At 51.6% G+C, this 22,696-nt stretch carries 20 protein-coding genes and 1 other RNA gene; 13 read left to right on the forward strand and 8 right to left on the reverse strand.

The features are described from left to right. The first annotated feature begins 81 nt into the window (after positions 1-81). Together acuI and yfcC are read left to right on the forward strand one after the other, a co-directional pair. Positions 82-1,065 carry an acrylyl-CoA reductase (NADPH) gene (gene acuI / locus CLC93_RS08340; protein ID WP_095505509.1) on the forward strand — a complete coding sequence of 328 codons (984 nt, stop codon included), beginning with the start codon at positions 82-84 and terminating at the stop codon, positions 1,063-1,065. Between the two features lie 276 nt (positions 1,066-1,341). Further along, positions 1,342-2,802, forward strand: coding sequence for a putative basic amino acid antiporter YfcC (gene yfcC / locus CLC93_RS08345; protein WP_425439844.1), 1,461 nt, complete (start codon positions 1,342-1,344; stop codon positions 2,800-2,802). Positions 2,803-2,980: 178 nt separating this feature from the next. Here the strand turns inward: yfcC and CLC93_RS08350 are convergent, their stop codons facing one another. Further along, positions 2,981-3,580: a TetR/AcrR family transcriptional regulator gene (locus tag CLC93_RS08350; protein WP_095505510.1), complete on the reverse strand. Its 600-nt coding sequence runs from the start codon at positions 3,578-3,580 to the stop codon at positions 2,981-2,983. A 90-nt stretch (positions 3,581-3,670) separates the two neighbouring features. On the opposite strand from CLC93_RS08350, the gene CLC93_RS08355 reads away from it, so the two are divergent. Together CLC93_RS08355 and CLC93_RS08360 are read left to right on the forward strand one after the other, a co-directional pair. Continuing rightward, a complete protein-coding gene (locus CLC93_RS08355) occupies positions 3,671-4,534 on the forward strand; it encodes an SDR family oxidoreductase (protein ID WP_095505511.1) in 864 nt (287 codons plus the stop codon). Next, positions 4,531-5,493 (forward strand): hypothetical protein, encoded by a 963-nt coding sequence (locus CLC93_RS08360; RefSeq protein ID WP_095505512.1) that lies wholly within the window; start codon positions 4,531-4,533, stop codon positions 5,491-5,493. The genes CLC93_RS08355 and CLC93_RS08360 overlap by 4 nt, the downstream gene beginning before the upstream one ends. A gap of 68 nt (positions 5,494-5,561) precedes the next feature. Here the strand turns inward: CLC93_RS08360 and CLC93_RS08365 are convergent, their stop codons facing one another. The 7 genes from CLC93_RS08365 to CLC93_RS08395 form a co-directional block, all read right to left on the reverse strand. Next, positions 5,562-6,014 (reverse strand): hypothetical protein, encoded by a 453-nt coding sequence (locus tag CLC93_RS08365; RefSeq protein WP_141237367.1) that lies wholly within the window; start codon positions 6,012-6,014, stop codon positions 5,562-5,564. Between the two features lie 832 nt (positions 6,015-6,846). Beyond that, complete coding sequence (gcvP, locus tag CLC93_RS08370; protein ID WP_095505514.1) at positions 6,847-9,744, reverse strand: aminomethyl-transferring glycine dehydrogenase; 2,898 nt, start codon at positions 9,742-9,744, stop codon at positions 6,847-6,849. 6 nt (positions 9,745-9,750) lie between these two features. Beyond that, on the reverse strand, positions 9,751-10,140 hold the full coding sequence (gene gcvH / locus CLC93_RS08375) for a glycine cleavage system protein GcvH (protein WP_095505515.1): 390 nt from the start codon (positions 10,138-10,140) through the stop codon (positions 9,751-9,753). A gap of 32 nt (positions 10,141-10,172) precedes the next feature. Continuing rightward, positions 10,173-11,267: a glycine cleavage system aminomethyltransferase GcvT gene (gcvT, locus tag CLC93_RS08380; protein ID WP_095505741.1), complete on the reverse strand. Its 1,095-nt coding sequence runs from the start codon at positions 11,265-11,267 to the stop codon at positions 10,173-10,175. A gap of 138 nt (positions 11,268-11,405) precedes the next feature. Next, the gene (locus tag CLC93_RS08385) at positions 11,406-12,617 is read right to left on the reverse strand and encodes an FAD-dependent monooxygenase (protein ID WP_245837128.1); all 1,212 of its coding nucleotides are present in this window, start codon (positions 12,615-12,617) and stop codon (positions 11,406-11,408) included. A gap of 12 nt (positions 12,618-12,629) precedes the next feature. Further along, the gene (gene ubiH / locus CLC93_RS08390) at positions 12,630-13,835 is read right to left on the reverse strand and encodes a 2-octaprenyl-6-methoxyphenyl hydroxylase (protein ID WP_281254656.1); all 1,206 of its coding nucleotides are present in this window, start codon (positions 13,833-13,835) and stop codon (positions 12,630-12,632) included. Positions 13,836-13,845: 10 nt separating this feature from the next. Further along, positions 13,846-14,418, reverse strand: a complete 573-nt coding sequence (locus CLC93_RS08395) for a UPF0149 family protein (protein ID WP_169902907.1) — start codon at positions 14,416-14,418, stop codon at positions 13,846-13,848. Between the two features lie 139 nt (positions 14,419-14,557). Here CLC93_RS08395 and CLC93_RS08400 point away from each other — a divergent pair, with 139 nt between their 5' ends. From CLC93_RS08400 to CLC93_RS08440, 9 genes are all read left to right on the forward strand, one after another. Beyond that, positions 14,558-14,866: a cell division protein ZapA gene (locus CLC93_RS08400; RefSeq protein WP_095505518.1), complete on the forward strand. Its 309-nt coding sequence runs from the start codon at positions 14,558-14,560 to the stop codon at positions 14,864-14,866. 8 nt (positions 14,867-14,874) lie between these two features. Continuing rightward, a non-coding RNA gene (ssrS, locus tag CLC93_RS08405) (6S RNA) lies at positions 14,875-15,056 on the forward strand. 24 nt (positions 15,057-15,080) lie between these two features. Then, positions 15,081-15,650 carry a 5-formyltetrahydrofolate cyclo-ligase gene (locus CLC93_RS08410; RefSeq protein ID WP_095505519.1) on the forward strand — a complete coding sequence of 190 codons (570 nt, stop codon included), beginning with the start codon at positions 15,081-15,083 and terminating at the stop codon, positions 15,648-15,650. 107 nt (positions 15,651-15,757) lie between these two features. After that, positions 15,758-16,411, forward strand: coding sequence for a ribose-5-phosphate isomerase RpiA (gene rpiA, locus CLC93_RS08415; protein ID WP_095505520.1), 654 nt, complete (start codon positions 15,758-15,760; stop codon positions 16,409-16,411). 3 nt (positions 16,412-16,414) lie between these two features. Further along, complete coding sequence (locus CLC93_RS08420) at positions 16,415-18,214, forward strand: glycerophosphodiester phosphodiesterase family protein (protein WP_095505521.1); 1,800 nt, start codon at positions 16,415-16,417, stop codon at positions 18,212-18,214. 80 nt (positions 18,215-18,294) lie between these two features. After that, on the forward strand, positions 18,295-18,843 hold the full coding sequence (locus tag CLC93_RS08425) for a glutathione peroxidase (RefSeq protein ID WP_095505522.1): 549 nt from the start codon (positions 18,295-18,297) through the stop codon (positions 18,841-18,843). Positions 18,844-18,910: 67 nt separating this feature from the next. Then, positions 18,911-19,963: an energy transducer TonB gene (locus CLC93_RS08430; protein ID WP_169902909.1), complete on the forward strand. Its 1,053-nt coding sequence runs from the start codon at positions 18,911-18,913 to the stop codon at positions 19,961-19,963. Positions 19,964-20,079: 116 nt separating this feature from the next. Continuing rightward, positions 20,080-21,174 carry an energy transducer TonB gene (locus tag CLC93_RS08435; protein WP_095505524.1) on the forward strand — a complete coding sequence of 365 codons (1,095 nt, stop codon included), beginning with the start codon at positions 20,080-20,082 and terminating at the stop codon, positions 21,172-21,174. 85 nt (positions 21,175-21,259) lie between these two features. Further along, on the forward strand, positions 21,260-22,693 hold the full coding sequence (locus tag CLC93_RS08440) for a coniferyl aldehyde dehydrogenase (RefSeq protein WP_095505525.1): 1,434 nt from the start codon (positions 21,260-21,262) through the stop codon (positions 22,691-22,693). The last annotated feature ends 3 nt before the right edge of the window (positions 22,694-22,696 follow it).

Here is a 22,696-nt window from a genome sequence, read left to right on the forward strand (position 1 = left end):
ATGTTAATTACTAAACTGTGCGCCACAGGCATCCGCCTAATTAATTCGGCATTCGTATATTCGTAATAGGAGCGAATCACCATGTTCAAAGCCATCCAACTGCAACAAAGCGAGCAAGGCACTCAAGCCCAAGTTGTCAGCCTTAATGAGTCCGACTTGCCCGAAGCGGATGTGCAACTGGACGTGCTAGCGTCCACCCTAAATTACAAAGACGGTCTGGCCATTACCGGTGCCGCTCCTGTGGTCCGTCAGTGGCCCATGGTGCCGGGTATTGATTTGGTCGGCCGAGTTACCAATAGCGCTTCAGAACGATTTAAGAGCGGTGATTTGGTGCTGCTCAACGGTTTTGGCGTCGGTGAGACCCATTGGGGTGGCTTAGCCGAAAAGGCCAGCTTAAAAGCCGATTGGTTGATTGCCTTGCCTGATGGCATCTCGCCAACCGATGCCATGGCTGTCGGCACCGCTGGCTATACCGCCATGCTGTGTGTGCTCGCCATTGAAAAACACGGTATTACGCCAGACAAAGGCGAGGTGTTGGTTACCGGCGCCGCCGGCGGTGTGGGCAGCTTTGCTATTACCCTTTTGAACAAACTGGGTTATCAAGTAGTGGCGTCCACCGGGCGCGCTGAAGAAGCGGATTACCTTAAAGGCTTGGGCGCCAGCGAGGTAATTGATCGCGCCAGCTTGTCTGAGAAAGGAAAGCCACTGCAACGCGAGCGCTGGGCGGCGGTGGTCGATTGTGTGGGCAGCCATACACTGGCCAATGCTTGCGCCGCGACTCAATACGGCGGAGCAGTCGCGGCTTGTGGTTTGGCCCAAGGGATGGACTTCCCATCTTCGGTCGCGCCTTTCATTTTGCGTGGCGTAACGCTGTACGGCATCGATTCTGTGATGCGACCGCTCGCGGATCGCGAGCAGGCTTGGCAGCGCTTGGCCGAGTTGTTGGAGGCCAAAGACTTGGCCGACATTAGCCGCACCATAAGCTTGGATGAGGCGATTGGTGTCGCCAAAGACCTGCTGAGCAATAAAGTGCGCGGTCGAGTTGTGGTTAAGATAGCTGACTAAACTGCTTGTAGGGCTGGAGCTTTCTCACGAGGCACCAGCTCTAACCCACTTTGGCGAGGGGTTACAAACTTGCTAGCAATTGGTTGCCGCACCCGCTCCTGATTAACAAAAGCCCGCACTAATACACCTTTTACCCATTTTGTTTTACGCCTTGCGCCCTTCTCGTGTTTTACTAGCCCTCTTAAAAAAATAAAAAACACTAGGACCTAATCGCCCCTTATGAGCTCGAATCAGCCCCAATCTGCCGACAATCAAGCCGTGCCTCAGTCCGGTTTGATGCAACCCATGCCCAACCACACCAATAAGGCCATGCCCGATGCGCTGGTGATTTTGTTTTTTGTGGTGCTGGTTGCAGCCATTGCCACTCACTTTATTCCCGCCGGTTTTTTTGAAGTGGTGATGAACCCAGACACCAACAAGAAAGAGCTAGTTGCAGGGAGCTTTCAATTTGCCGAGGACTATCAAGGGGTGCCCTTGTTTGCCGAGCACGGTGAGATTGGCTTTTTGAACTTCGCCTTTGAGGGCATGGTGTCGGGCAGTAAGTGGGGCTCGGCGATTGGGGTGATGATGTTCATCATCCTCACCGGTGGTGCGTTTGGCATCATCATGCAAACCAAGGCAATTGATAACGGCATTTTGACCCTGATTAACAACACCAAGCAGCTAGAGGTGATGTTTATTCCACTGCTGTTTGTTCTGTTTTCCGCCGGTGGTGCCATCTTTGGAATGGGCGAAGAGTCGATTGCCTTTTGTATTGTCTTGCTGCCGTTAATGCGGGCGCTGGGCTACGACGGTGTCGTCACTGTGTTAGTGGCCTACGCATCGACCCAGATTGGCTTTGCCGCCTCTTGGATGAACCCCTTTAGCGTGGCCATTGCTCAGGGGATTGCCGACATTCCACTGATGTCTGGGATGAACTTCCGTATCGTGATGTGGGTGGTGTTCACTGCGGTTGGTGTGGTGTTTACCATGCACTACGCGGCCAAAATTAAGCGCCAACCCGAGCTGTCGGTGTGCCCTGACAGTTCACCGATTCAAGGCTTAGACAGTCTGTCGAATGCGCGCTTTAGCAAGACCGACGGCCTGATTTTGAGCACCTTCTTAGCCGGGATTATTTGGGTGATTTGGGGCGTAATTGCTCGCGGCTATTACATTCCTGAGTTGGCCAGTCAGTTCTTCACCTTAGGTGTAGTAGTGGGCATCTTCGCCATCGCTTGCGGGCGGATGACCATCAATCAAGTGGCAAATGCCTTTAAGAGCGGCGCCAAAGAGTTATTACCAGCCGCCATGATTGTAGGTATGGCCAAGGGGATTGTGATTGTGCTTGGTGGCGATCAGGCGGACCAAGCCTCGGTGCTGAATACCCTACTGCACTATACAGGACAGGCGCTGGGCGACTTGCCGCAAACCCTGTCGGCGATTTGCATGTACTTGTTCCAGTCGGTGTTTAATTTCTTTATCGCCTCAGGCTCTGGTCAGGCAGCGTTAACCATGCCGATTATGGCACCCTTGGCGGATATTCTTGGCTTGTCGCGCCAGATTGCGGTGTTGGCCTTCCAGCTAGGCGATGGCTTTACCAACATCATCATTCCAACCTCCGCAGCGCTGATTGGTTGCTTGGGCGTGTGTAAGGTGGACTGGTTCGTGTGGGCTAAGTTTGTGTGGCGCTTTATGTTGATACTGGCGGCGATTTCTATCGCCTTTATCGTGGTGGCGGTGCAGATAGGGTTTAGCTAGGTAGGAAAGACGTTTTGTCATCCCTGTCATCCCGTCATCCTCGTCATCCTCGTCATCCTCGTCATCCTCGTCATCCTCAGCTTGACTGGGGATCTACCCAACTGCAAATAGCGAGTGGCTAGATTCCCGCTTTCGCGAGAATGACAACGGCGGCGCGAGAATGACAGAGCAGCGCAATCTACCTAACCGCCAATCCTTGCCAAAACACTCGAATCAACAAAGCCACTCGCTGCTGAAGCTCATCTTTGTGATGGGTTTCAGCCAGCACTCCGTCAGCGGAGTCCACCAGCAACTGGGCCGCGAACATAGGTGATACTTTTTGCGCCGCGAGTGCAAGCTCTCCAGATGCCTCCGCCTCTTCAAACAACCCCGCAATGCGCGCGACAAACTTTTGGTTAGCTTTAGAGCCTACGACACCACTAACCTTGTGGTTTTGGTCGATCATCTCAAACCCGTGCGGCCCGTAATCCAGCATCTTGAAAAACCACAGCATTCGAGCGCTGAAGATCGCCTGTAAGCGCGTCAGTGGCTCACCCTCAATTTGAGCCGCGAGCTGAATGGCTTCAGACACTTCGCTAAAGGCCTTATCGCAAATTGCCAAGAAGAGTTTTTCTTTGTTGTTGTAGTACTTATAAAGCGCGGTTCGAGACAACTGAGCCTGCTTGGCGACATCCGCCATCGAGGCTTTTTGAAAGCCATAGCGACCAAAGCACACCAGTGCAGCCTCTATGATTTTGTCCTCATTGACTCGAGGGGTATTGCTTAGTGTCTGATTCATATCAGGATTATATCTGAGCTTTTTGGTGTTGACACTGTTTACAATATTAAATAATGTGTAAACACCATTGCTTAAAAAGGAAGCACTTCAATGATTCTGTTAACTGGAGCCACCGGCAAAACTGGCGCTGTGGTCGCCAAGACTCTGGCGGCAAAAGGCTTGCCACTGCGTGCCATCGTGCGCGACAGCAACAAAGCACAGTTTCTGCAAGAGCTAGGAGTCGAGTTAGTCCAGGGAAGTTGCGATGACAAGGCAAGGCTTGAGCAAGCCATGAAAGGCGCTGACAAACTGCTTATTCTGCTGCCCAATGGCCCACAGCAGCAAGCCATGGAGAGCTTGCTAGTTGAAGTGGCAAAAGCTCAGCAAGTGAAATACGTGGTGAAACTGTCCTCGATGGAGTCGCGCCCTGAAGTGGATGCTCAAGTGCCGCAAATGCACTTGGCTATCGAGCAACAAATTCGCGACAGCGGCATGGATTGGTGCTTTGTCCGTCCGAACTTCTTTATGCAAAACCTACTGGCCAGCGCCTACACCATTAATCACGACAATCTGTTCGCCTACCCTAGCGGCAAAGGCAAAGTAGCGATGACGGACTGTGATGATGTGGGTGCTTTCTTGGCCGAAGTATTAAGCGATGCCAAACATGCCGGCCAATCCTATGAAATCAGCGGTCCTGAGCTGATGGACTTTGATCGCGCTGCCGAGATTTTCTCTCAAGTGCTTGGTCGTGAAATCCGCTATGTGGATATACCCGCCGCCGAGTATCAAGCCATCCTAGAAACCGTACTGGTGCCCTGGCACGCAACAGTGGTCACCGAACTCTTGGTGGACATTGCCAGTGACGATTATGTCCATACCACCACTACCTTTGAAGAGGTGGTTGGACGTCCGCCGCGCAGCTTGGCTGATTTTGTCAAAGCCCATAAAGCGGTGTTTCAAGGAGGCCAGCAATGAGCGATAAACCCAGCGATTTTCAGCAAAAAATATCCGGTGAGTGGCACGGCTACCCCTGTGTGTTTGAAGCCGATGGCAGCTTTGTAGGTGCGAATAAAGTGAGCCGCGAAAGCAGCTTTAAAAACGGTCAAGCCACTTATTGGATCCGCGATGAATTCGATACCAATGGGCCGCTGAGATCGCGCATGGAACGCGGCGAAGACCAGCTGTTTGGCGTGGTGGATAGCGATAAAGATCGCATCTATACCGGGCCGGATTTCATCGGCAGCGGACAGCCGTTTGGCAACCTTGTGAACTCTTACTACTACTCGCCCTATTGGAACTACAACCTGCACACGCTTAACCAAACCATTCCCGAGTTGGGTTTGCAGGCCTACTCGTCACAAATGTACGAGGGCAACACTTTGGTTGCAGTGATGAATGGTCTGTACATCAATACCGAAAGCGGTGATGAGAGCCCAGAAACTCAGGCAAAAATCGCCGACTGGCAGGTGTCTGAGCGCGAGCTTGGACGCACACCCCACACTGTGCCGGTAAAGCACGCGGGTGTTTGGGTCGGCGAGTTTGACGTGTATGACATGAACCAAGAGTACTTGGGTAAAAACCGAGTGGTGATAGAGCATAAACCGGTCAACATGCTGCATGCCGAGCAGACTGTCACCATCGAAGGGGTGATCAATCGCAAGTTCAAATCGCTACGAGTGCGCAAGGACAATAACTGCCAATACCTGGGCCCAGATGTGTACGGGAATGGCACCGGCTTTGGCCGCTATATGTTCGCTCAACGCCATTTCTTCGGTGAGTCGGGCCATCTGTTTAGCCGAGAAATCATAGTCAACGACAATAAAGACATGGCCTGCGTGTATCAGTTCTACGCTTCAGGACAGCCGGTTTACATGACCTATGGCTTGCTTCGCTGGACAGAAAAAGAGCTAGTACTCGGGGCCGAATACCTTTAAATCCAACCCTAGGATGTGAATGTTGCGCTCGCGGTTTGAGCGCATTTTTTTTCAATCTCTACAGCTGTTTACGCCTCGTTGATCGGCTTAAACTCTCGCACTATTGGCTTGCTGCAAAGCTTGTAAATGACCCACAGCATCAGTCCTAGCATCACAGCCGAAATACCGGTTACAAACCAGACCATGATATTGCCTAGTTGCTCGGCTTCGTTAAAGCCTTCCACTCGAGGCGCAGTTGAAAACAGTGTCGCCACTTTAAGTTGCAGCGCCAGACCTATGCTTTGAAACAAAGCACCCACACCAGTCAGTCCAATGAACAGAAGTCGCGCCCAGTTCTTTCGTTTCAGCAGTGCAATCGAGCATGCCAGCGCCACAACGCTAATGCCGATAAACACAGTGAACAAGGTCGAGAAGGACTGGAAAGCATCCATAGACTCAACAGGAAAGTCCCTGGCAATTGACGATGCCATCTCACCTGAGAATAACACGCCAAACAGCACACCTTGCAGAATAGCCATCACGAGGCTGAACCCAGAGCCAATAATGAATAGCCATGCTAAAACAGTGACGAATGTTGATTTGGGTTGAGTCAAAGCGGTGATCCAAGGAGCAACGAGAATTTAATGCGCCAATACTATCTTGCCTTTGAGGCTGTTTGTATCCCCAAGGGGCATTTTTACTAAACGCACAAAAGAACACCGCTGAAAGCGGTATTCTTAATCAAAACAAGATTGTGGCGAGAAGAAAACAAAGCTGTGAATTGGATCTCGCCCCGATGGGCACTGTAGAGTCACTCTTGGTAGATCAAGTCTAAGCTAGAACGCATACCACCCTACAGGCAGCTAGTACTATCCTGAATAATTCGAGAGAGTAAAGACGTCATACAACACGGAGCCAAACAAAACTAAAACAGCTGCTACGATGCCAACAATTAACGCTTTATCTAATTTACCCATCTTTCAAATCTCTCTTTGTTAATGTGAATTTGCATTGGAAAGTGAACCACCCTTCAGCTCAAATTATGACCAAAACCTGAGCATTCGACCACTTCAACCTTTCAACGGATTGTTACGTTTTGACGCTTAAAATCTAAAGCTTTCAATGGTTGTTTCTACGATGCAGCAATGCTGCGTGCCGTCGCCAATTTGGCTGCACTAACTACTTTTGACCATTCTAATAAACCAAAGTTCGATATAGCAATAATGCTGGTCTGCTCGTACAACTTGCTGTGAGACTGTGTAAACGACTGAAATCTCTTTTTCGATCTATGCCTCTACCAAACAAAAGAGGAGGGCTTTTGCCCTCCTCTAAAATCATCGAGTTCACACTCTTAATGGTATCTCTACATCTGCCTTACTCTTGCGAGTAGCTCTCCAACGGAGGGCAAGAACAGAACAAGTTGCGATCCCCATACACATCATCGATGCGGTTAACCGTCGGCCAGAACTTGTCTAGCTTACAGGTCTCTACCGGGTAAGCCGCGGTCTGACGGTCGTACGGACGGGCGTCAAACTCTGGGTCAACGATATCGGCTAGGGTGTGCGGCGCATTCGCTAGCGGGTTGTTATCCGCTGGCCACTCGCCACTTTCTACCTTGTTGATTTCTGCTTTGATGCTCACCATGGCTTCAACGAAACGGTCAATCTCGAACTGAGACTCCGACTCGGTTGGCTCAACCATTAGCGTGCCCGCAACTGGGAAGCTCATGGTTGGCGAGTGGAAGCCGTAGTCCATCAGACGCTTAGCAATGTCCATTTCAGACACGCCAGAGGCTTCTTTGATTGGACGTAGGTCAACGATGCACTCGTGCGCCACGCGGTCGTTACGGCCGGTGTACAGAATCGGGTAGTGCTCCGCCAGCTTCTTGGTCAGGTAGTTGGCATTTAGCATGGCTACCTGAGTCGACTTAGTCAGACCCTTGGCACCTAGCATGGTGATGTAGCTCCAAGAGATAGGCAGGATACCCGCGCTACCCCAAGGGGCTGCGGATACTGCGCCATTGTCTTGCGCTTCGTCGCCACGCTTCACGACACTATGACCGGCAACAAACGGTGCCAAGTGGGCTTTCACGCCAATCGGTCCCATACCAGGACCACCGCCGCCGTGCGGGATGGCAAAGGTTTTATGCAGGTTCAAGTGAGACACATCAGAGCCAATAAAGCCTGGTGAGGTCAAACCCACTTGAGCGTTCATGTTGGCGCCGTCCATGTAAACCTGGCCGCCGTGCTGATGCACTACGTCGCAGATTTCTTTGACTTGCTCTTCGTACACACCGTGAGTCGATGGGTAGGTGATCATGATGCAAGACAGGTTGTCCGCCAGCTCAGACGCTTTGGCTTTCAAGTCTTCCATGTCCACGTTGCCCGACTTATCACAAGCAACCACAACCACTTTCAGTGAGGCCATTTGCGCAGACGCTGGGTTGGTGCCGTGGGCTGACTGAGGGATCAGACAGATGTTACGGTGACCTTCGCCACGAGACTCGTGGTACTTCTTAATCGCCAACAGACCCGCGTATTCGCCCTGCGCACCAGAGTTTGGCTGCATGCAAATGTGGTCGTAACCGGTAATTTCAACCAAAGAATCATCCAACTCTTTGATCATGCGCTGGTAGCCTTCCGCCTGATTCACTGGGCAGAACGGGTGCATGTTGGCAAACTCAGGCCAGCTCACTGGGATCATCTGAGTGGCAGCGTTTAGCTTCATGGTGCAGCTACCCAATGAAATCATTGAGTGGTTTAGCGCCAAGTCTTTGTTTTCTAAACGCTTGATGTAGCGCATCATCTCGGTTTCACTCTGGTAAGAGTTAAACACCGGATGAGTCAGAATGTCGTCTTCGCGTACCAGCTCTTCTGGAATTGAGTTAGAGCCATTGGCTACTAAGTCGGCATCCAGAACTGAAACGCTTACCCCGTGGTTCTCACCTAGGATAACGTCAAACAGCACCACCAAGTCTTCGCGAGTGGTGGTCTCGTCAATCGACACGCCCAGAGTGCCCACTTGGTCGATACGCAGGTTAATACCCGCGACTTGCGAGCGAGCCACTACAGCCTCAACGTCTTCAACGCTAAAGGTCAGGGTGTCAAACCAGCTTTGGTTAACCACCTTGATGCCTTTCGACTTAAGGCCAGCGGCCAGAATGTCGGTCAGACGGTTGATGCGTTCGGCAATCACACGCAAACCGTGTGGGCCGTGGAATACCGCGTAGAAGCTTGCCATGTTGGCCAGCAGCACCTGAGCGGTACAAATGTTGGAGTTGGCTTTCTCGCGACGAATGTGCTGCTCGCGAGTCTGCATCGCCATACGCAAGGCTTTGTTACCACGGGTGTCTTTAGACACGCCAATGATACGGCCAGGCATAGAGCGTTTGTAAGCGTCACGGGTCACGAAGAAGGCGGCGTGTGGACCACCATAGCCCATAGGTACGCCAAAGCGTTGTGCTGAACCTAGCACCACGTCGGCACCTAGGCTGCCAGGTGACTTAAGCAGTACCAATGACATGATGTCAGCAGCTACCGCAACAATGCCCTTCTTGGCTTGCACTTCGCTAATCAGACCGCTGATATCAGTGATATCACCCCAACGGTTCGGGTACTGTAATAGCGCACCAAATACGTCGTGATTTACCACGTCTTCTGCAGGACCTACCATCACGTCAAAGCCAAACTGCTCGGCGCGAGTGATCACTACGTCTTGAGTTTGTGGGTAAACGTCGTCAGCAATGTAGTACAGATTGCACTTCTTGTTCTTGGACACACGCTTGGCCAGCGCCATGGCTTCTGCCGCAGCAGTCGCTTCGTCAAGCAGAGACGCTGAAGCCAAATCCAGACCCGTTAAGTCCATGCTCAACTGTTGGAAGTTCAGAATGGCTTCTAAACGGCCTTGAGCAATTTCTGGTTGGTAAGGGGTATACGCTGTGTACCAGCCTGGGTTTTCCAGCACGTTGCGCAAAATAACGCTTGGTACTTCGGTACCAAAGTAGCCGGTGCCAATGTAGCTTTTGAACACTTGGTTTTTAGAAGCCAAGGATTTCAAGTAGCTCAGAGTCTCGGCTTCGCCTTTGGAAGCACCAACCTTTAGCTCGCCTTGCAGGCGAATGGCTTCGGGTACGATTTGCTGAGTCAGGTCGTCAAGGCTTTCAGCGCCAACGAAGTCGAGCATGGTTTGTTGCTCGGCTTCTGATGGGCCAATGTGACGACGCTGGAACAGCTCGTGCTGCTCCAGATCAAAAAGGGTCACCTGTTGAGTCATAACTGCTTATTCTTCGTCAATTACCGCTTGGTAGCCTTCGGCATCCAATAGAGAGTCCAGTTCAGAAACGTCTGAAGGCATGATGCGGAACATCCAGCCATCGCCAAAGGCGTCAGAGTTTACTTGCTCTGGCGAGTCTTCTAGCTCTTCGTTAATCGCGATGATTTCACCTGAAATAGGTGCGTAGATGTCAGAAGCGGCTTTTACCGATTCAGCAACCGCCACGTCGTCGCCAGCGCTTACTGTGTCTTCCACTTCTGGCAGCTCAACAAATACCATGTCACCTAGCAGCTCTTGGGCGTGCTCGGTAATACCTACGGTGTAGCTACCGTCTTCTTCTTTGCGAACCCACTCGTGGGAGTTAGCGTATTTTAGTTCTGCAGGAATGTTGCTCATTGTTGTTCCCCTAGCTTCGGTAGTCTAATTTGTTAAAACGCTTGCTTGCCGTTGCGAACAAAGCAAGGCTTGATAACTTTTACTTCAACGCGCTTCTTGCGCATTGCCACTTCGGCGGTTTCGCCAATGCCCTTTGGCACGCGCGCCATTGCGATGGCGTGGCCTAAGGTCGGTGAGAAGGTACCTGAGGTAATCACGCCCTCGTGCTCCTGACCGTCAGCATCGACAAAGTGCACGCTCAATCCCGCGCGCAAAACGCCCTTGTCTTTCATCACCAAACCCACCAATTTCTCAGTGCCCTTGGCTTTAATTTGTTCCAATGCGGCGCGGCCGTTAAAGTCGCGCTCAGCCGGCTCCCATGCCACAGTCCAGCCCATGTTGGCCGCTAGCGGATTGACGCTTTCGTCCATGTCCTGACCGTACAGGTTCATGCCAGCTTCCAGACGCAAGGTATCACGAGCACCCAAACCACATGGGGCTACGCCTTGGTCTAACAGCGCCTGCCACAATTCGGCGGCTTGAGCTTCTGGGACCACAATCTCGTAGCCCGCTTCGCCAGTATAGCCTGTGGTAGCAATAAAGAGATCGCCCGCTTGCACGCCAAAGAAAGGCTTCATGCCTTCAACAGCGGCTTGCTGCTCGGCGTTGAATACGGCGTTGGCTTTGGCTTTAGCGTTCGGGCCTTGAACCGCGATCATCGCCAGTTCAGGACGCTCAGTCACGCTGACTTCAAAGCCTTGGGCTTGCTCGCCGATCCACTTCAGATCTTTTTCGCGAGTGGCCGAGTTCACTACCAAACGATACCAGTCATCAGCCAGGTAATAAGTGATCAAATCGTCAATTACACAGCCTTCTAGGTTCAGCATACCGCCGTATAGGGCTTTACCCGCTACGGTCAGTTTAGCCACGTCGTTGGCCAGCAGTTTTTGTAGGAAAGTTTTGACTTGGGCGCCTTTGATGTCGACAACTGTCATGTGAGACACGTCGAACATACCGGCGTCGCGGCGAACCGCGTGGTGTTCTTCGATTTGTGAGCCGTAGTTAATGGGCATTTCCCAGCCGTGGAAATCGACCATTTTGGCGTTAGATTCTAGGTGTTTATCAAACAGAACGGTTTTATTTGGCATGTAGCTAACCATCATCTTTTATTATTTATGGCTCCCGCAACTGTGTGCCTTATCACAGTCGTTGGGGTCGGGATGTGATGCGCCGCAAATTATACCGAGATGCGGCGTTTTGTATACAAAAAAAGCGCTTTGGCTGGTCTAACGACAGCAAGTGGGCAAATCACCCGACAATCCCATGGCGCGAGCCACCAACTTGTCCTTGAGCATAGGCAAGTTATCCACCAATTTCATGCCCAAGCCGCGAATGCCTTGTTTTAGTGGGTGGTTGCCAGCAAACAAGCGCTTAAAGGCCTCCATTGTGGCAATCATTTCCAGCGCTTCGGCCTTGCGCCAACGCTGGTATTCCGCCAAGTAACGCTCGTCACCAATATCGACGCCGCGTCCTTGCCAATCTTCGAGTTTGTCCAAGAGCGAGCCGCAATCCAACAGTCCAAGGTTTACCCCTTGTCCTGCTAACGGATGAATGGTGTGGGCGGCATCGCCCATTAGTACCAAGCGCTGCTTGGCAAAGTCATTGGCCAAGCGCATGGTCAGCGGGAACGCCGGGCGCTCTGATACCAACTCGCACAAGCCCAAGGCGCCATCAAAGGCGGCGGTCAGCTCTCGGTTAAACTCATCATTCGAGCACTGGCTCAAACGACTGGCCTCTTGCGGTGGTAATGACCACACGATAGAGCACAGGTTTGGCTCGCCCAATGGCAAAAAGGCCAGTGGGCCATCTTTTAGAAACACCTGACGGGCCACGCCGTCGTGGGGCAATTCGGTTTTGATGCTGGCGACTAAGGCGTTGTGGCCGTAGTCCTGAAACTTGATGCCTATATTGGCCAACTGACGCACCTTTGAGCGAGCGCCATCGGCACCGACCACCAGCTTGGCACCCACCATGCGACCGCCTTCGGTCATCGCCCACGCGGAGTCATCGCCTAAAGTCAGTTGCGCTAACTTATCGCTAACCACCTGAATTTTGTCACTGGCCTCTAGCGCGCTTTGCAAACCCAACTGCACCGCGTGATTCTCAATGATGTGACCTATGGTCTTATGACCTAGGTTGTCGCCAGTTAAGTCGATGCGGCCTAAGCCATCTTTATCCCATACGTGCATTGATTGATACGGCGCCTTTCGCGGAATGTTATTCCAAGCGCCTAAGCGAGTGAGTAAGCGCTGACTGGCATGACTGATAGCTGATACGCGTAAGCCGTAGTCGTCGCTCATTGGCGGCACGGTTTCTGGAGCCAAAATGGCCACCGAGTAGCCCTGTTGCGCCGCACCAACGGCGCACGCCATACCTACCATGCCACCGCCGATCACCGCGATGTCGACGTTAATCGGAGCCTGCATCGGCTGATTCATACTCTGAAGTCCTTAATCTAGCGCTTGATGAAACCCCATAGCGCGTTGAGCGATTGGAGTTTTCAAAGGAGAGATCGCATTAAGTAAATGAAGAGCGACGTTGCGCCCGGCCACCATGGGCCAATGCGAATTAGAAAAACCACGCACCAGTGCTTCGATGCTGGTAATAGTTTGGCTGCGATCGCTTGCGCGCGATTGCAAATAATCGTGGGTCACCGCCACCGAGCCTAAGTCCTGGCTTTGCTGCCAAGCTTTGTCGATGCAGGTCACCAGGGCGGCCACATCGCGAAGGCCTAAGTTAAACCCTTGGCCTGCGATTGGGTGTAAGGTTTGCGCCGCATTGCCCACCAACACGCATCTGTGGTGAATGGGTCGCTCGATGAAACTCAATTTCAATGGATAGCCCGAGCGCGCGCCGGTTTGAGTGATATTACCCAATCGGTAGCCAAAGGCTTGCTGCAACCGAGCGATAAAGGCGTCATCCTCTAGCGCTAAAATCTCGGCTTGCTGGCTTTCTTCCATGGCCCACACCAGCGACATACGCTCATCACTCATGGGCAACAGGGCTATCGGGCCAAATTCGCTAAAGCGCTCAAACGCCCAGCCATTGCTTGGCTTGTCGCAGCGAATATTGGCAATCACCGCCGCCTGACCAAAATCTTTTTGAGTCAGTGGAATCTTTAAACTCTGGCGCACCACTGAGTTGAGGCCATCGGCACCCACCAGCAAAGCGCATTGCAACTGCTGGCCGCTGCTCAAGGTCAGGGTATGGTTATCGACAGTCGAATCAACACTTTGTACTGAGTCCGGGCAATACAAATCTACATCTGCTTTCGACAAAAGCGTATGCAGCACCTGGCCTACCGCCTCAAGCTCAACAACGTGGCCTAGCTCAGACTGATGGTAATCCTCAGCGTGCAGGCGACAGGTACCTGCATGGCCGCGATCGCTGACTTCAATGTGTTCAATGGGCGTGCCCAAGCTCGATAATGACGACCACAAGCCCCAACGCTTTAGCTGAGCCAGGGTCGCGGCAGCAAGCGCAATTGCACGAGCATCAAAGCCAGGATGCTTAGTTGAAGGCTCAAAGGCCTCAACCAAGGCTATCTTAGGGGTTTTGTTGGCGCTGTTTGTAAGCTGACAAAGCGCCAAGGCCAAGCTGGCGCCCGCCATAGCGCCGCCAACGATGACCAAATCATAAGTCTTAGGTTGACTCACGGACGCTTACTCAGTGAATGGTTGGGTTGGTGTTGTTTTCGCTAGCACTGTTGCCGTATTCGGCAAAGCAGCTGATAACCACCAGCTTGACGTACTCGCTGAGCTCAGTGTAGGCGTGCTCGTTGTCGTCGTTGTCTTCAACGTCTTGGTCCACTTGAACAATCGCGCCCAAATCTTCAATCATTTCCTTGAGATCCGCCGGCGCTTTATTGAGCTCAGGTTGCACCATGGCAATCGCGGTCAAAAAGCCTTGAGTCCACAAAGACAGGGCTTCTAGACGTTGCGCGAGCGACGCATCGTCGTCTTCGGGCAGAAGCAAGTTAAAGTTCATTTCACCTTCGGACAAAGCGGCCGCGGCTTCGCGATAAAGGGCTTGGGCTTTTCGGTATATTTCTTCCGGTAGCTTTTGACCGTCGTTGACCAATTCGTAGAAAGGCCGACGCCAACCGCGCTCATCAAGGGTAACCCCGCCGGCTATCAGGCCGGTGACCACGGCTTGGAGTTCAACTGGGTGCATACCGATTTCGGCGTCGCGTAGGGCTTGTTGTATTTGTTCGAGTTGTATGGTGGCTGACAGTGACATAGCCGCTTCCCTAGTGTGCATCTGGCTGTTAATGCTACAACATTCGCCGCCTTGGCAAAAGACGCACAGCTCCCACTTGCACTTTTATTCGGGGCTGGATATAGTCGCCGAAAATCCTTGCTAAAATAGGTCAAACTTAGTGACTGTTAACCGTATAAGCATTAACCTCATGGGCCGTGTGTTCAGCGTTAGCTGCCCTGACGGCGAAGAAGAGGCCTTGCAAGCGGTAGCTAGGGACCTAGATGATAAAATGCGTGCTATTCGTGCGCGCACCCACTGCCAAAATCGAGAAGAACTGGCGGTGATGGCTGCCCTGCAGCTAGGCTACGATTTGTCAAAAGAGAAAAATCGAAACCAAAATGCCCAACAGGCCTTTGAAGAGCGCATTTTATTGCTACAGCGCACATTAGAAGAGGCTTTAGTTGAGCACGCGGTAAAAGCCGAATAAACTACTGACTTTCCCTGGGGTGTTTGCTTGTTGGGTAACGTCCCTGGCCGATGCTATTAACCTAGGGTTAGGAACTATCGGAGGGTGTGCAAACTCAGCATGTACTGAGGAGCCTAATCCCGATACTACTATCCCGCCTTGAAACTACGGTTTCAAGGGCAACACCTAGCGGCGGCATCCTGGGGTTCCCTTCTCTCTTTCAGCTGGTGCGGGTATGGATACACGACAGGCGATTCGACAGCAAATGCGCGACGCGCGCCGAGCCTTATCCGCCGAGCAGCAAACCCAAGCCGAACACCAACTCGCTACTCAGCTAGTCAACTTCTGTGCGCTCAAACAACTTTCTCGCGTGGCCTTATACCTGAGTTTCGATGGCGAGATTGGCACTAAAGCCGCGATTCAAGCGCTTTGGCAAGCGGATGTGCAAGTCGCCCTACCGATCTTGCACCCCTTTAGCCAAGGGCATTTATTGTTTATTGATTACCGCCCAGACACGCCGATGCGCTGCAACCGCTATGGCATACAAGAGCCGCAACTCGATTGCTCAGCGGTGATCCCCCTGGCGCAATTAGACGCGATTTTCACCCCATTAGTAGCGTTTGACAGTCGAGGTAATCGCCTTGGTATGGGTGGCGGTTTTTACGACCGCACTTTGGCGAGTGACCATGCCCCCAAAGCCTATGGTTTGGCCCATCCCATTCAAGAACAGCGGGCCTTGCCCGTTGAGAGTTGGGATCAACCGCTACACGGCATCATCACCTCAGACAAAATCTTCGAGCTATGAGCGAAAGGATTTGGGTGACGGTTTGCTGACCAAGCTCTATAATGCGCCGCAACAATCAAAGGCCTATGCTTATAGGCGCCCATAACTACACCTAAGGATCGAGCGTCATGACCCAAGACGAAAAGAAAAAAGCAGCAGGCTGGGCTGCGTTGGAATACGTAAAACCTGGCACCATTGTTGGCGTTGGCACAGGCTCAACTGTGAACCACTTCATTGACGCCTTGGGTAGCATCAAAGAGAAAATCGATGGCGCGGTATCAAGCTCTGAAGCCTCAACCGAAAAGCTTAAGTCACTGGGCATCGACGTGTTTGATTTAAACGAAGTCGACAGCTTGTCGGTGTACGTTGATGGCGCTGATGAAATCAATCCGCAAAACCACATGATCAAAGGCGGCGGTGCAGCACTGACTCGCGAAAAGATTGTGGCGGCAGTTGCTGAGAAGTTTATCTGCATCGTGGACGACACTAAAGAAGTGGACGTTCTGGGCGAATTCCCACTGCCAGTAGAAGTGATTCCAATGGCGCGTTCTTACGTGGCACGTCAGCTGTTGAAAATGGGCGGAGATCCTGTTTACCGCGAAGGCTGCATCACTGACAACGGCAATGTGATCCTTGACGTGTACGGTCTGAAAATTACCGATCCAGTAGCACTTGAGACTCAAATCAATGCGATTGTGGGTGTTGTTACCAACGGTTTGTTTGCCGATCGCGGTGCCGATGCGCTGCTAATTGGCGCTGAGTCTGGGGTCATTAAAAAGTAAGCTTTGCAGCTTTTTCACGACGTCCTATACGCAGTAGCCCAGGTGCGGCGCAGCGCCATTGCGCTACTGCGTTTTCAGTTAGTTTATAAGACACTCCTTTTGGTAGTGTTGACCCCGCTCGCCGCCAGTTTGGGTGGTATTGGCCTTAGCCTAATTAGTCCTGCAGACTTGGCCAACTTCAAACTAGTTAACTTCCTGCTCTCCCCTTTGGGCTTTGTTTCTATCTTTGTACTGCTAGCCGCGGCTTTGACCTCGTATCACCTCGAGCACGCCGGTATGCTGTTTTTATTAGCCACAGACAAAGGCAAAAGTCGCGGTAAGAACTGGCAACACTCGATTCAACAGATAGTTCGCCATAGCTATCCGCTGCTCAAAGTCTCAGTGCTGCAGGCCGCCTCCACCATGACTCTTATCGCGCCGCTGCTGTTAATTGGCTTGGGGCTATACCACTGGCTGCTCACCGAATACGACATTAACTACTACCTGAGCGAGCTCCCTGGTGAATTTGTACTGGCGGTTGGCTTACTAGGACTGGCTAGCATCGCGGCGCTCATCGCACTTGGCGTCTGGTTAATCAACTGGCAGCTTGCTTTGCCTTTAATGCTGTTTGAAGGCATGGCCGTAAAGCCGGCAATGAAAGAAAGTCGCAATCGCCTGCACGGAAACCGTCACCAACTGTTTATCTATTTGTTGTTATGGCAAGGCTTGCGATTGGGGTTTGCGATTCCACTGTTAGCCTTGACCACTTGGGCGGTGGATATTCTAGTTCCGCTTTTGCCCACTGATTTTGATGCAGCCTTACCCTGGCTTGTGGGTGCTTTGCTGCTAGTCACTCTCGCCGTGATATTTATCTCCGGCATCGATTCGCTGTTGCTGGCCATGGTGACCATGCGGGTCTATCAAATCGCCACACCCGGTCGGCTTAAACTCGGTCAAGACACTCCGCGGCATTTACCTTGGTGGTTTAAAGCCGGTTTCTTAGGCGTACTATTCTTACTGGTAGCCGATAACTACTATTTGGCCAGCCACTACTTCCCCAAACAAGAGGTAACCCTCACAGCTCATCGCGCAGGCGGCTTTAGCCAAGTGGAGAACACCTTGGCCGGGCTTGAAAGCGCCATTGAAAGCGGTGCTGAGTTGGCAGAAATTGACGTACAGCTCACCGCCGATGGACGTGTGGTAGTGATCCACGACCGGGATTTGATGCGCTTGGCCGGCGAGCCTATGGTGGTGTCGCAGAGCCCGTTGGCACAATTAGCCTCAGTGCCGCTATTCTCAAAGAATGGCCAACCCCAGCCTTATTTGGCTAGTTTGGACGAGTTTCTCGGCGCAGCCAAAGACCGAATCCGGCTTAACATTGAGCTCAAGCATTTCGGGCCATTATCACCCAAGTTGGTACCCGCTGTGCTTGCAGCCATTGAGTCAGCCAGGATGGCCGATCAGGTGGTTATCAGTTCCTTGTCGCAAAACGCCTTGCGCCAAGTGCGCGCTCAAAATCAAAGCATTCCATTGGGGCTAATTGTCACCGCTAGTCTCGGCAGCCAAAACCTCGAGGGTTTTGATTTTGTGGCGGTCAACCAAGGCCAGTTGGATAGCGCTAGTGTGGTGGCCTACAAACAGCAGGGTCTGGAAGTACACGTTTGGACGGTTAACACTCAGGTCAATGCCAAGCGCGCCATGTTGCTGGGCGCCGATTCGCTTATCAGCGACGAGCTTGGCGCGATCCGTGAAGCAATAGACGCTTACAACCAACTTTCAGAAGCGGAGATTATTTTACGGAGAGTGCACCAACTGCTGCGCTAGCTGATCTTTTCTGACACCTCACTCGTTAATCAGGCAATCCTTTGTTAACTTAAACTGACTTTATGCCGAGGGAACCTGTCATGAAAACTTTGTCTTTACTCGCTCTAACACTAGGACTTGCTAGCACGTCTGCCATCGCAAGTGAGTGTGCTGAGGTGTTTAACACCGAATACCCAAAACTGCACTCGAATAAAACCATCGACATGTGTGCCGAGACTGCCGGTAAGGCCGTACTCGTAGTCAACACCGCCAGTCACTGCGGCTTCACCCCGCAATTCAAAGAACTGCAAGCGGTCTACAGCCAGTACAAAGACAAGGGCCTCACAGTGGTAGGTTTCCCATCAGACGACTTCTTTCAAGAAGACGATGATCAAGCCAAGACCGCTGAGGTTTGCTACATCAACTACGGTGTGAAATTTGCCATGACTCAGCCAGTGGCTGTGCGCGGCTCAGATGCCATTCCACTGTTCAAGAATCTTGCTGACCAAGCGGATGACGCGCCAAACTGGAACTTCCACAAGTATCTAGTAGACCAAAACGGTAAGGTCATTGGCTCGTGGGGCTCACGCACAAAACCTGACAGCGACGAGATCATCAGCGCCATTGAGAATACTATCGCTATGCCTTAAGGTCCTGAAAATGGGCTAAAATAACCGAGGCAGCAATGACGCTGCCTTTTTTATCTAAGGAAAGATGATGAACACTAGGATGGCCTCGCTGCTTATCGTAGTACTGGCATGCGTCCCAACCGCGGCGCAAGCGTTGGATCAGACACAGTTGTTTGTGGGTAGTTACCAGCCCTCCAAACTGCTTGAATACCGCCAAATCAAAGAAACCCGCCGACAACACCAGTTCGACCAAGAAGGTTGGGCGCTTGTCAGTTACGACCTCAATGCCGAAGGCAAGGTCACACGCGCGGAAATTTACGACTCTATCGGTCTTCGATGGCTAGAGCGGGCGGCACTAAAGCGAGTCCAATCCTCAGTGTATCAAGCGGCTGAACTCAACGGGCGCGCCGTTGACTCTACTAACTTAGTGCAATTAGTACTGTTTAACAGTCGGCCCGGACACGCTCCTCGACCATCCAAGACATTCAATACTCTCTATCAGAAAAGCTACGATGCGCTTTATAGCGACGATAGCAATGCCCGCTCCGTGATTTACCAAGAGCTTGCTCAATATCAACCCACCAACTTCAACGAAAATAATCGTCGTACTTACCTACAAGCCGCCTACTACACAGAACTGCAAGATTGGCTAAAGGTCTACGAGTTGAGAAGGCTGTTGGTCAACAATTACCGGGATGCCCTGAATGGCCGACAAAGCTTATTTAACCGGTTGGAGTTCGTCGCAGTTGCGGTTGAACTTGGGCACCTTAGACAAGCCCAGAGGGTTCTGCAGTTAGTTGAAGAACAGCCGGAATACAAAGGCCAACCTCAAGACTCGCCAACCAGAGCATTTGTCGAAGAACTCAAGACAGAAATTCTGGACCTCGAACAGCAGGAGGCTCCAATACAGGTGTTGCATCGACTTAGCGCCAATCGCAGCTGGTACCATAAGCCAGTGCGCGAACAATTCGAAGTGGTTGTTCACCAAGGTGAAATCGCCTGGTTAATCTTCAACTGCGGCGATAAGGCGTACAAATACAACTTTGTTTACAATTTCCGCTACTCAATGCCTGCAGGCAACAACTGCGGCATCACTGTTAAAGCAGACTCCGATGCAGAGCTCACACTTATCGAGTACTGAGTTAATTAATTGTTATGGCTCGCAACTTTTTCATCGCAAGTTTGCTATCAACTCAATGCGCGGGATAATGACGCGGTCTCTTAGTTCCCCATAAAACTACATACAAAGGAACTCGTATGCGTCATCTTACTTTTATTGGGTCAGCTGTGCTGAGCGGTTTGTTGTCCCTTCCCCTTTTGGCCGCAAGTGATTGGGAATATCGCTGGCTCGACGACGACATTCAAAAACGAAAACTGAAAAAAGAACCAGACTCGCAGGCACTGCTGAAAACACCAATGCCGGTAATTGAGCAAGTTCAGCCATCTCACAAGAAAGGCGCCTCCAATTCGGGGCAAGAAGGTTGGGCCCGAGTTAGCTTTAGTATCGACCCACAAGGCAAAGTGATTGCCCCTAAGCTAGTTGACTCGTCGGGACAAGCTTGGGCAGAAGAGTCTTTAATGAAAGTGATTGAGCAATGGCGCTTTAAGCCTTGGGAGAGTCATGACAACAGCATTAACATACGCAATGTGTTGACCTACGAGTTCTTCGTAACCCCACGCCCTAAAGAGCCGCGTGATGGCTTTAAGGCGCTGTTTGTCAAAGCCGCTGAGGCCGTTGAAGCTGGAAATCCTAAAGTTGCCCGCCAGTACTTGGAAAAAATCGTGCAACGCGGTCGCACCAATTTGTTCGAGGACGCCTATTTCCGTTTGTTGAGCGCCAATGTTGCCATGCTCGAAGGCGATGAAACTACCGAGCTGTATTACCGCACCAGTTACTTGGATAACTATCAGCAGTATTTACACGTCAACAAATACCAATTTAACCAAGCCAGGATCATCGAGTTAGCCGCGAGAGCTGGCAAATACCAATTGGTATTGGACACTTACGAAGAGTTTGCGGGTAAGAAAGTAGAATCCACTTTAGCTAGCACCATCAACACCTACGTTAATGGCGTCGCTCAGCAACTCAATAGCGGCGCTTCTTGGGCAGCAGCCGGACAAATTGGCAACCAGGGTTATTGGAACCACAAGCTGTTCCGCCATCATTTCAGCCTACTTCCAGAGCATGGTGAAATTACTCGATTAGAGATTCACTGTGATAATCATCGCCAAGAGTTGAGTTACAAGGCCGAACAGATTCACTTCGCACCTGTGGAGTGGGGACAGTGCGAACTTTGGGTACTAGGAAAAGAGAATACTCAATTTCATCTGATTGAAGTGGGGTCGAGTTAACCCACTTGCCAGCGTTCAAAAATCCACCTATATTAAACCGACTAGTCAGTCGGTTTTTTTTAGAATAAGACGTGGAGAAATTACAATGACTCAGGCTGTCACCCCGCTAACCATAGATCCCAAAGCCGAGATGCAAGCCCAACTGGACGCCCAAAAAGCGGCGTTTCGAGCCAACCCCTACCCGAGTTTGCAAGAGCGACTAAAGCAACTGAGTCAGCTCAAAGAGGCGATCGCCAAGCACAAAACTAATCTGACTGAAGCGATTAGCAAAGACTTTGGCCACCGCTCTGCTGAAGACACCATGCTGGGTGATATTTTGCCAACCATGACCAGTTTGGATTACACCCGCAAACGGCTAAAGAAATGGATGAAACCTTCTAAGCGCAGCGCAGGTATGCTGCTGTCTCCAGCCAGCGTTCGAGTTGAGTACCAACCGCTAGGGGTGATTGGCAATATTGTCCCTTGGAACTTCCCGATCATGTTGGCCTTAGTGCCAGTAATTACCGCGCTGGCAGCGGGTAACCGCATCATGCTGAAGCTATCCGAGTTCACCCCAAACACCAACCAAGCGTTGCAAGGTTTGCTGTCTGAAGTATTCGACACCGACACAGTCGCCATTTTTGAGGGCGAGGCCGATGTAGCGGCGGCATTTTCACAACTGCCATTTGACCATCTGCTGTTCACCGGCTCGACCAATGTTGGCAAGCACGTAATGCGCGCTGCCGCGGATAACTTGACGCCAGTGACGCTAGAGCTGGGCGGTAAATCCCCAACGGTTATTGCTCCGGACATGGACATAGACACAGCGGTTCAACGTCTTATCTATGGTAAGTGTCTGAATGCCGGTCAAATTTGCGTTAGCCCAGATTACGTATTGCTGCCACGAGACAAGCAAGAGGCCTTCATCGAAGCCTACAAAAAGCGCTTTAACGCCATGTACCCGGATTTCGCCAACAACCCAGATTACACGCACGTGATTAACGAACGCCAGTTCAATCGCATCATGGAGTGGATTGATGACGCTAAGGCCAAAGGGGCTAGCGTAGTGAGTGCCAGCGACGACGGCATTGATACTGACAGTCGCAAAATGCCGACTCAACTGGTGACCAATGTGTCGAGCACCATGACACTGATGCAAGAGGAGATCTTTGGTCCTGTACTGCCAGTGGTACCTTACGATTCTCTGGATGAAGCCATCACCTACATCAACGACCGCGACCGACCTTTGGCGCTGTACATCATGAGCTTTGACAAAGACACGCAAACCAAGCTTTTACAGCAAACTCACTCTGGTGGTGTGTGCATCAATGACACTGTGATGCACGTAGCGGCCGAAGATGCGCCGTTTGGTGGCGTGGGTCCATCAGGTATGGGTCACTACCACGGCGAGGAAGGCTTTAAGACCTTCTCCAAAGCCAAGACAGTATTAAGTCAAAGTCGCTTGTATACCGCCAAGTTGGTGCATCCTCCTTACAAGGGGCCGATCCACAAGATACTGGCTAAGTTGTTTGTTGGCTAAGCC

The organism is Paraferrimonas sedimenticola (assembly GCF_002282855.1).
GTDB classification, from domain to species: domain Bacteria; phylum Pseudomonadota; class Gammaproteobacteria; order Enterobacterales; family Shewanellaceae; genus Paraferrimonas; species Paraferrimonas sedimenticola.

Bases quoted from the DNA above. Each gene is read 5' to 3' on its own strand.
- acuI (WP_095505509.1), top strand. From the start codon at position 82: ATGTTCAAAGCCATCCAACTGCAACAAAGCGAGCAAGGCACTCAAGCC.
- yfcC (WP_425439844.1), top strand. From the start codon at position 1,342: ATGCAACCCATGCCCAACCACACCAATAAGGCCATGCCCGATGCGCTG.
- CLC93_RS08350 (WP_095505510.1), bottom strand. From the start codon at position 3,580: ATGAATCAGACACTAAGCAATACCCCTCGAGTCAATGAGGACAAAATC.
- CLC93_RS08355 (WP_095505511.1), top strand. From the start codon at position 3,671: ATGATTCTGTTAACTGGAGCCACCGGCAAAACTGGCGCTGTGGTCGCC.
- CLC93_RS08360 (WP_095505512.1), top strand. From the start codon at position 4,531: ATGAGCGATAAACCCAGCGATTTTCAGCAAAAAATATCCGGTGAGTGG.
- gcvP (WP_095505514.1), bottom strand. From the start codon at position 9,744: ATGACTCAACAGGTGACCCTTTTTGATCTGGAGCAGCACGAGCTGTTC.
- gcvH (WP_095505515.1), bottom strand. From the start codon at position 10,140: ATGAGCAACATTCCTGCAGAACTAAAATACGCTAACTCCCACGAGTGG.
- gcvT (WP_095505741.1), bottom strand. From the start codon at position 11,267: ATGCCAAATAAAACCGTTCTGTTTGATAAACACCTAGAATCTAACGCC.
- CLC93_RS08385 (WP_245837128.1), bottom strand. From the start codon at position 12,617: ATGAATCAGCCGATGCAGGCTCCGATTAACGTCGACATCGCGGTGATC.
- CLC93_RS08395 (WP_169902907.1), bottom strand. From the start codon at position 14,418: ATGTCACTGTCAGCCACCATACAACTCGAACAAATACAACAAGCCCTA.
- CLC93_RS08410 (WP_095505519.1), top strand. From the start codon at position 15,081: ATGGATACACGACAGGCGATTCGACAGCAAATGCGCGACGCGCGCCGA.
- rpiA (WP_095505520.1), top strand. From the start codon at position 15,758: ATGACCCAAGACGAAAAGAAAAAAGCAGCAGGCTGGGCTGCGTTGGAA.
- CLC93_RS08425 (WP_095505522.1), top strand. From the start codon at position 18,295: ATGAAAACTTTGTCTTTACTCGCTCTAACACTAGGACTTGCTAGCACG.
- CLC93_RS08430 (WP_169902909.1), top strand. From the start codon at position 18,911: ATGAACACTAGGATGGCCTCGCTGCTTATCGTAGTACTGGCATGCGTC.
- CLC93_RS08435 (WP_095505524.1), top strand. From the start codon at position 20,080: ATGCGTCATCTTACTTTTATTGGGTCAGCTGTGCTGAGCGGTTTGTTG.
- CLC93_RS08440 (WP_095505525.1), top strand. From the start codon at position 21,260: ATGACTCAGGCTGTCACCCCGCTAACCATAGATCCCAAAGCCGAGATG.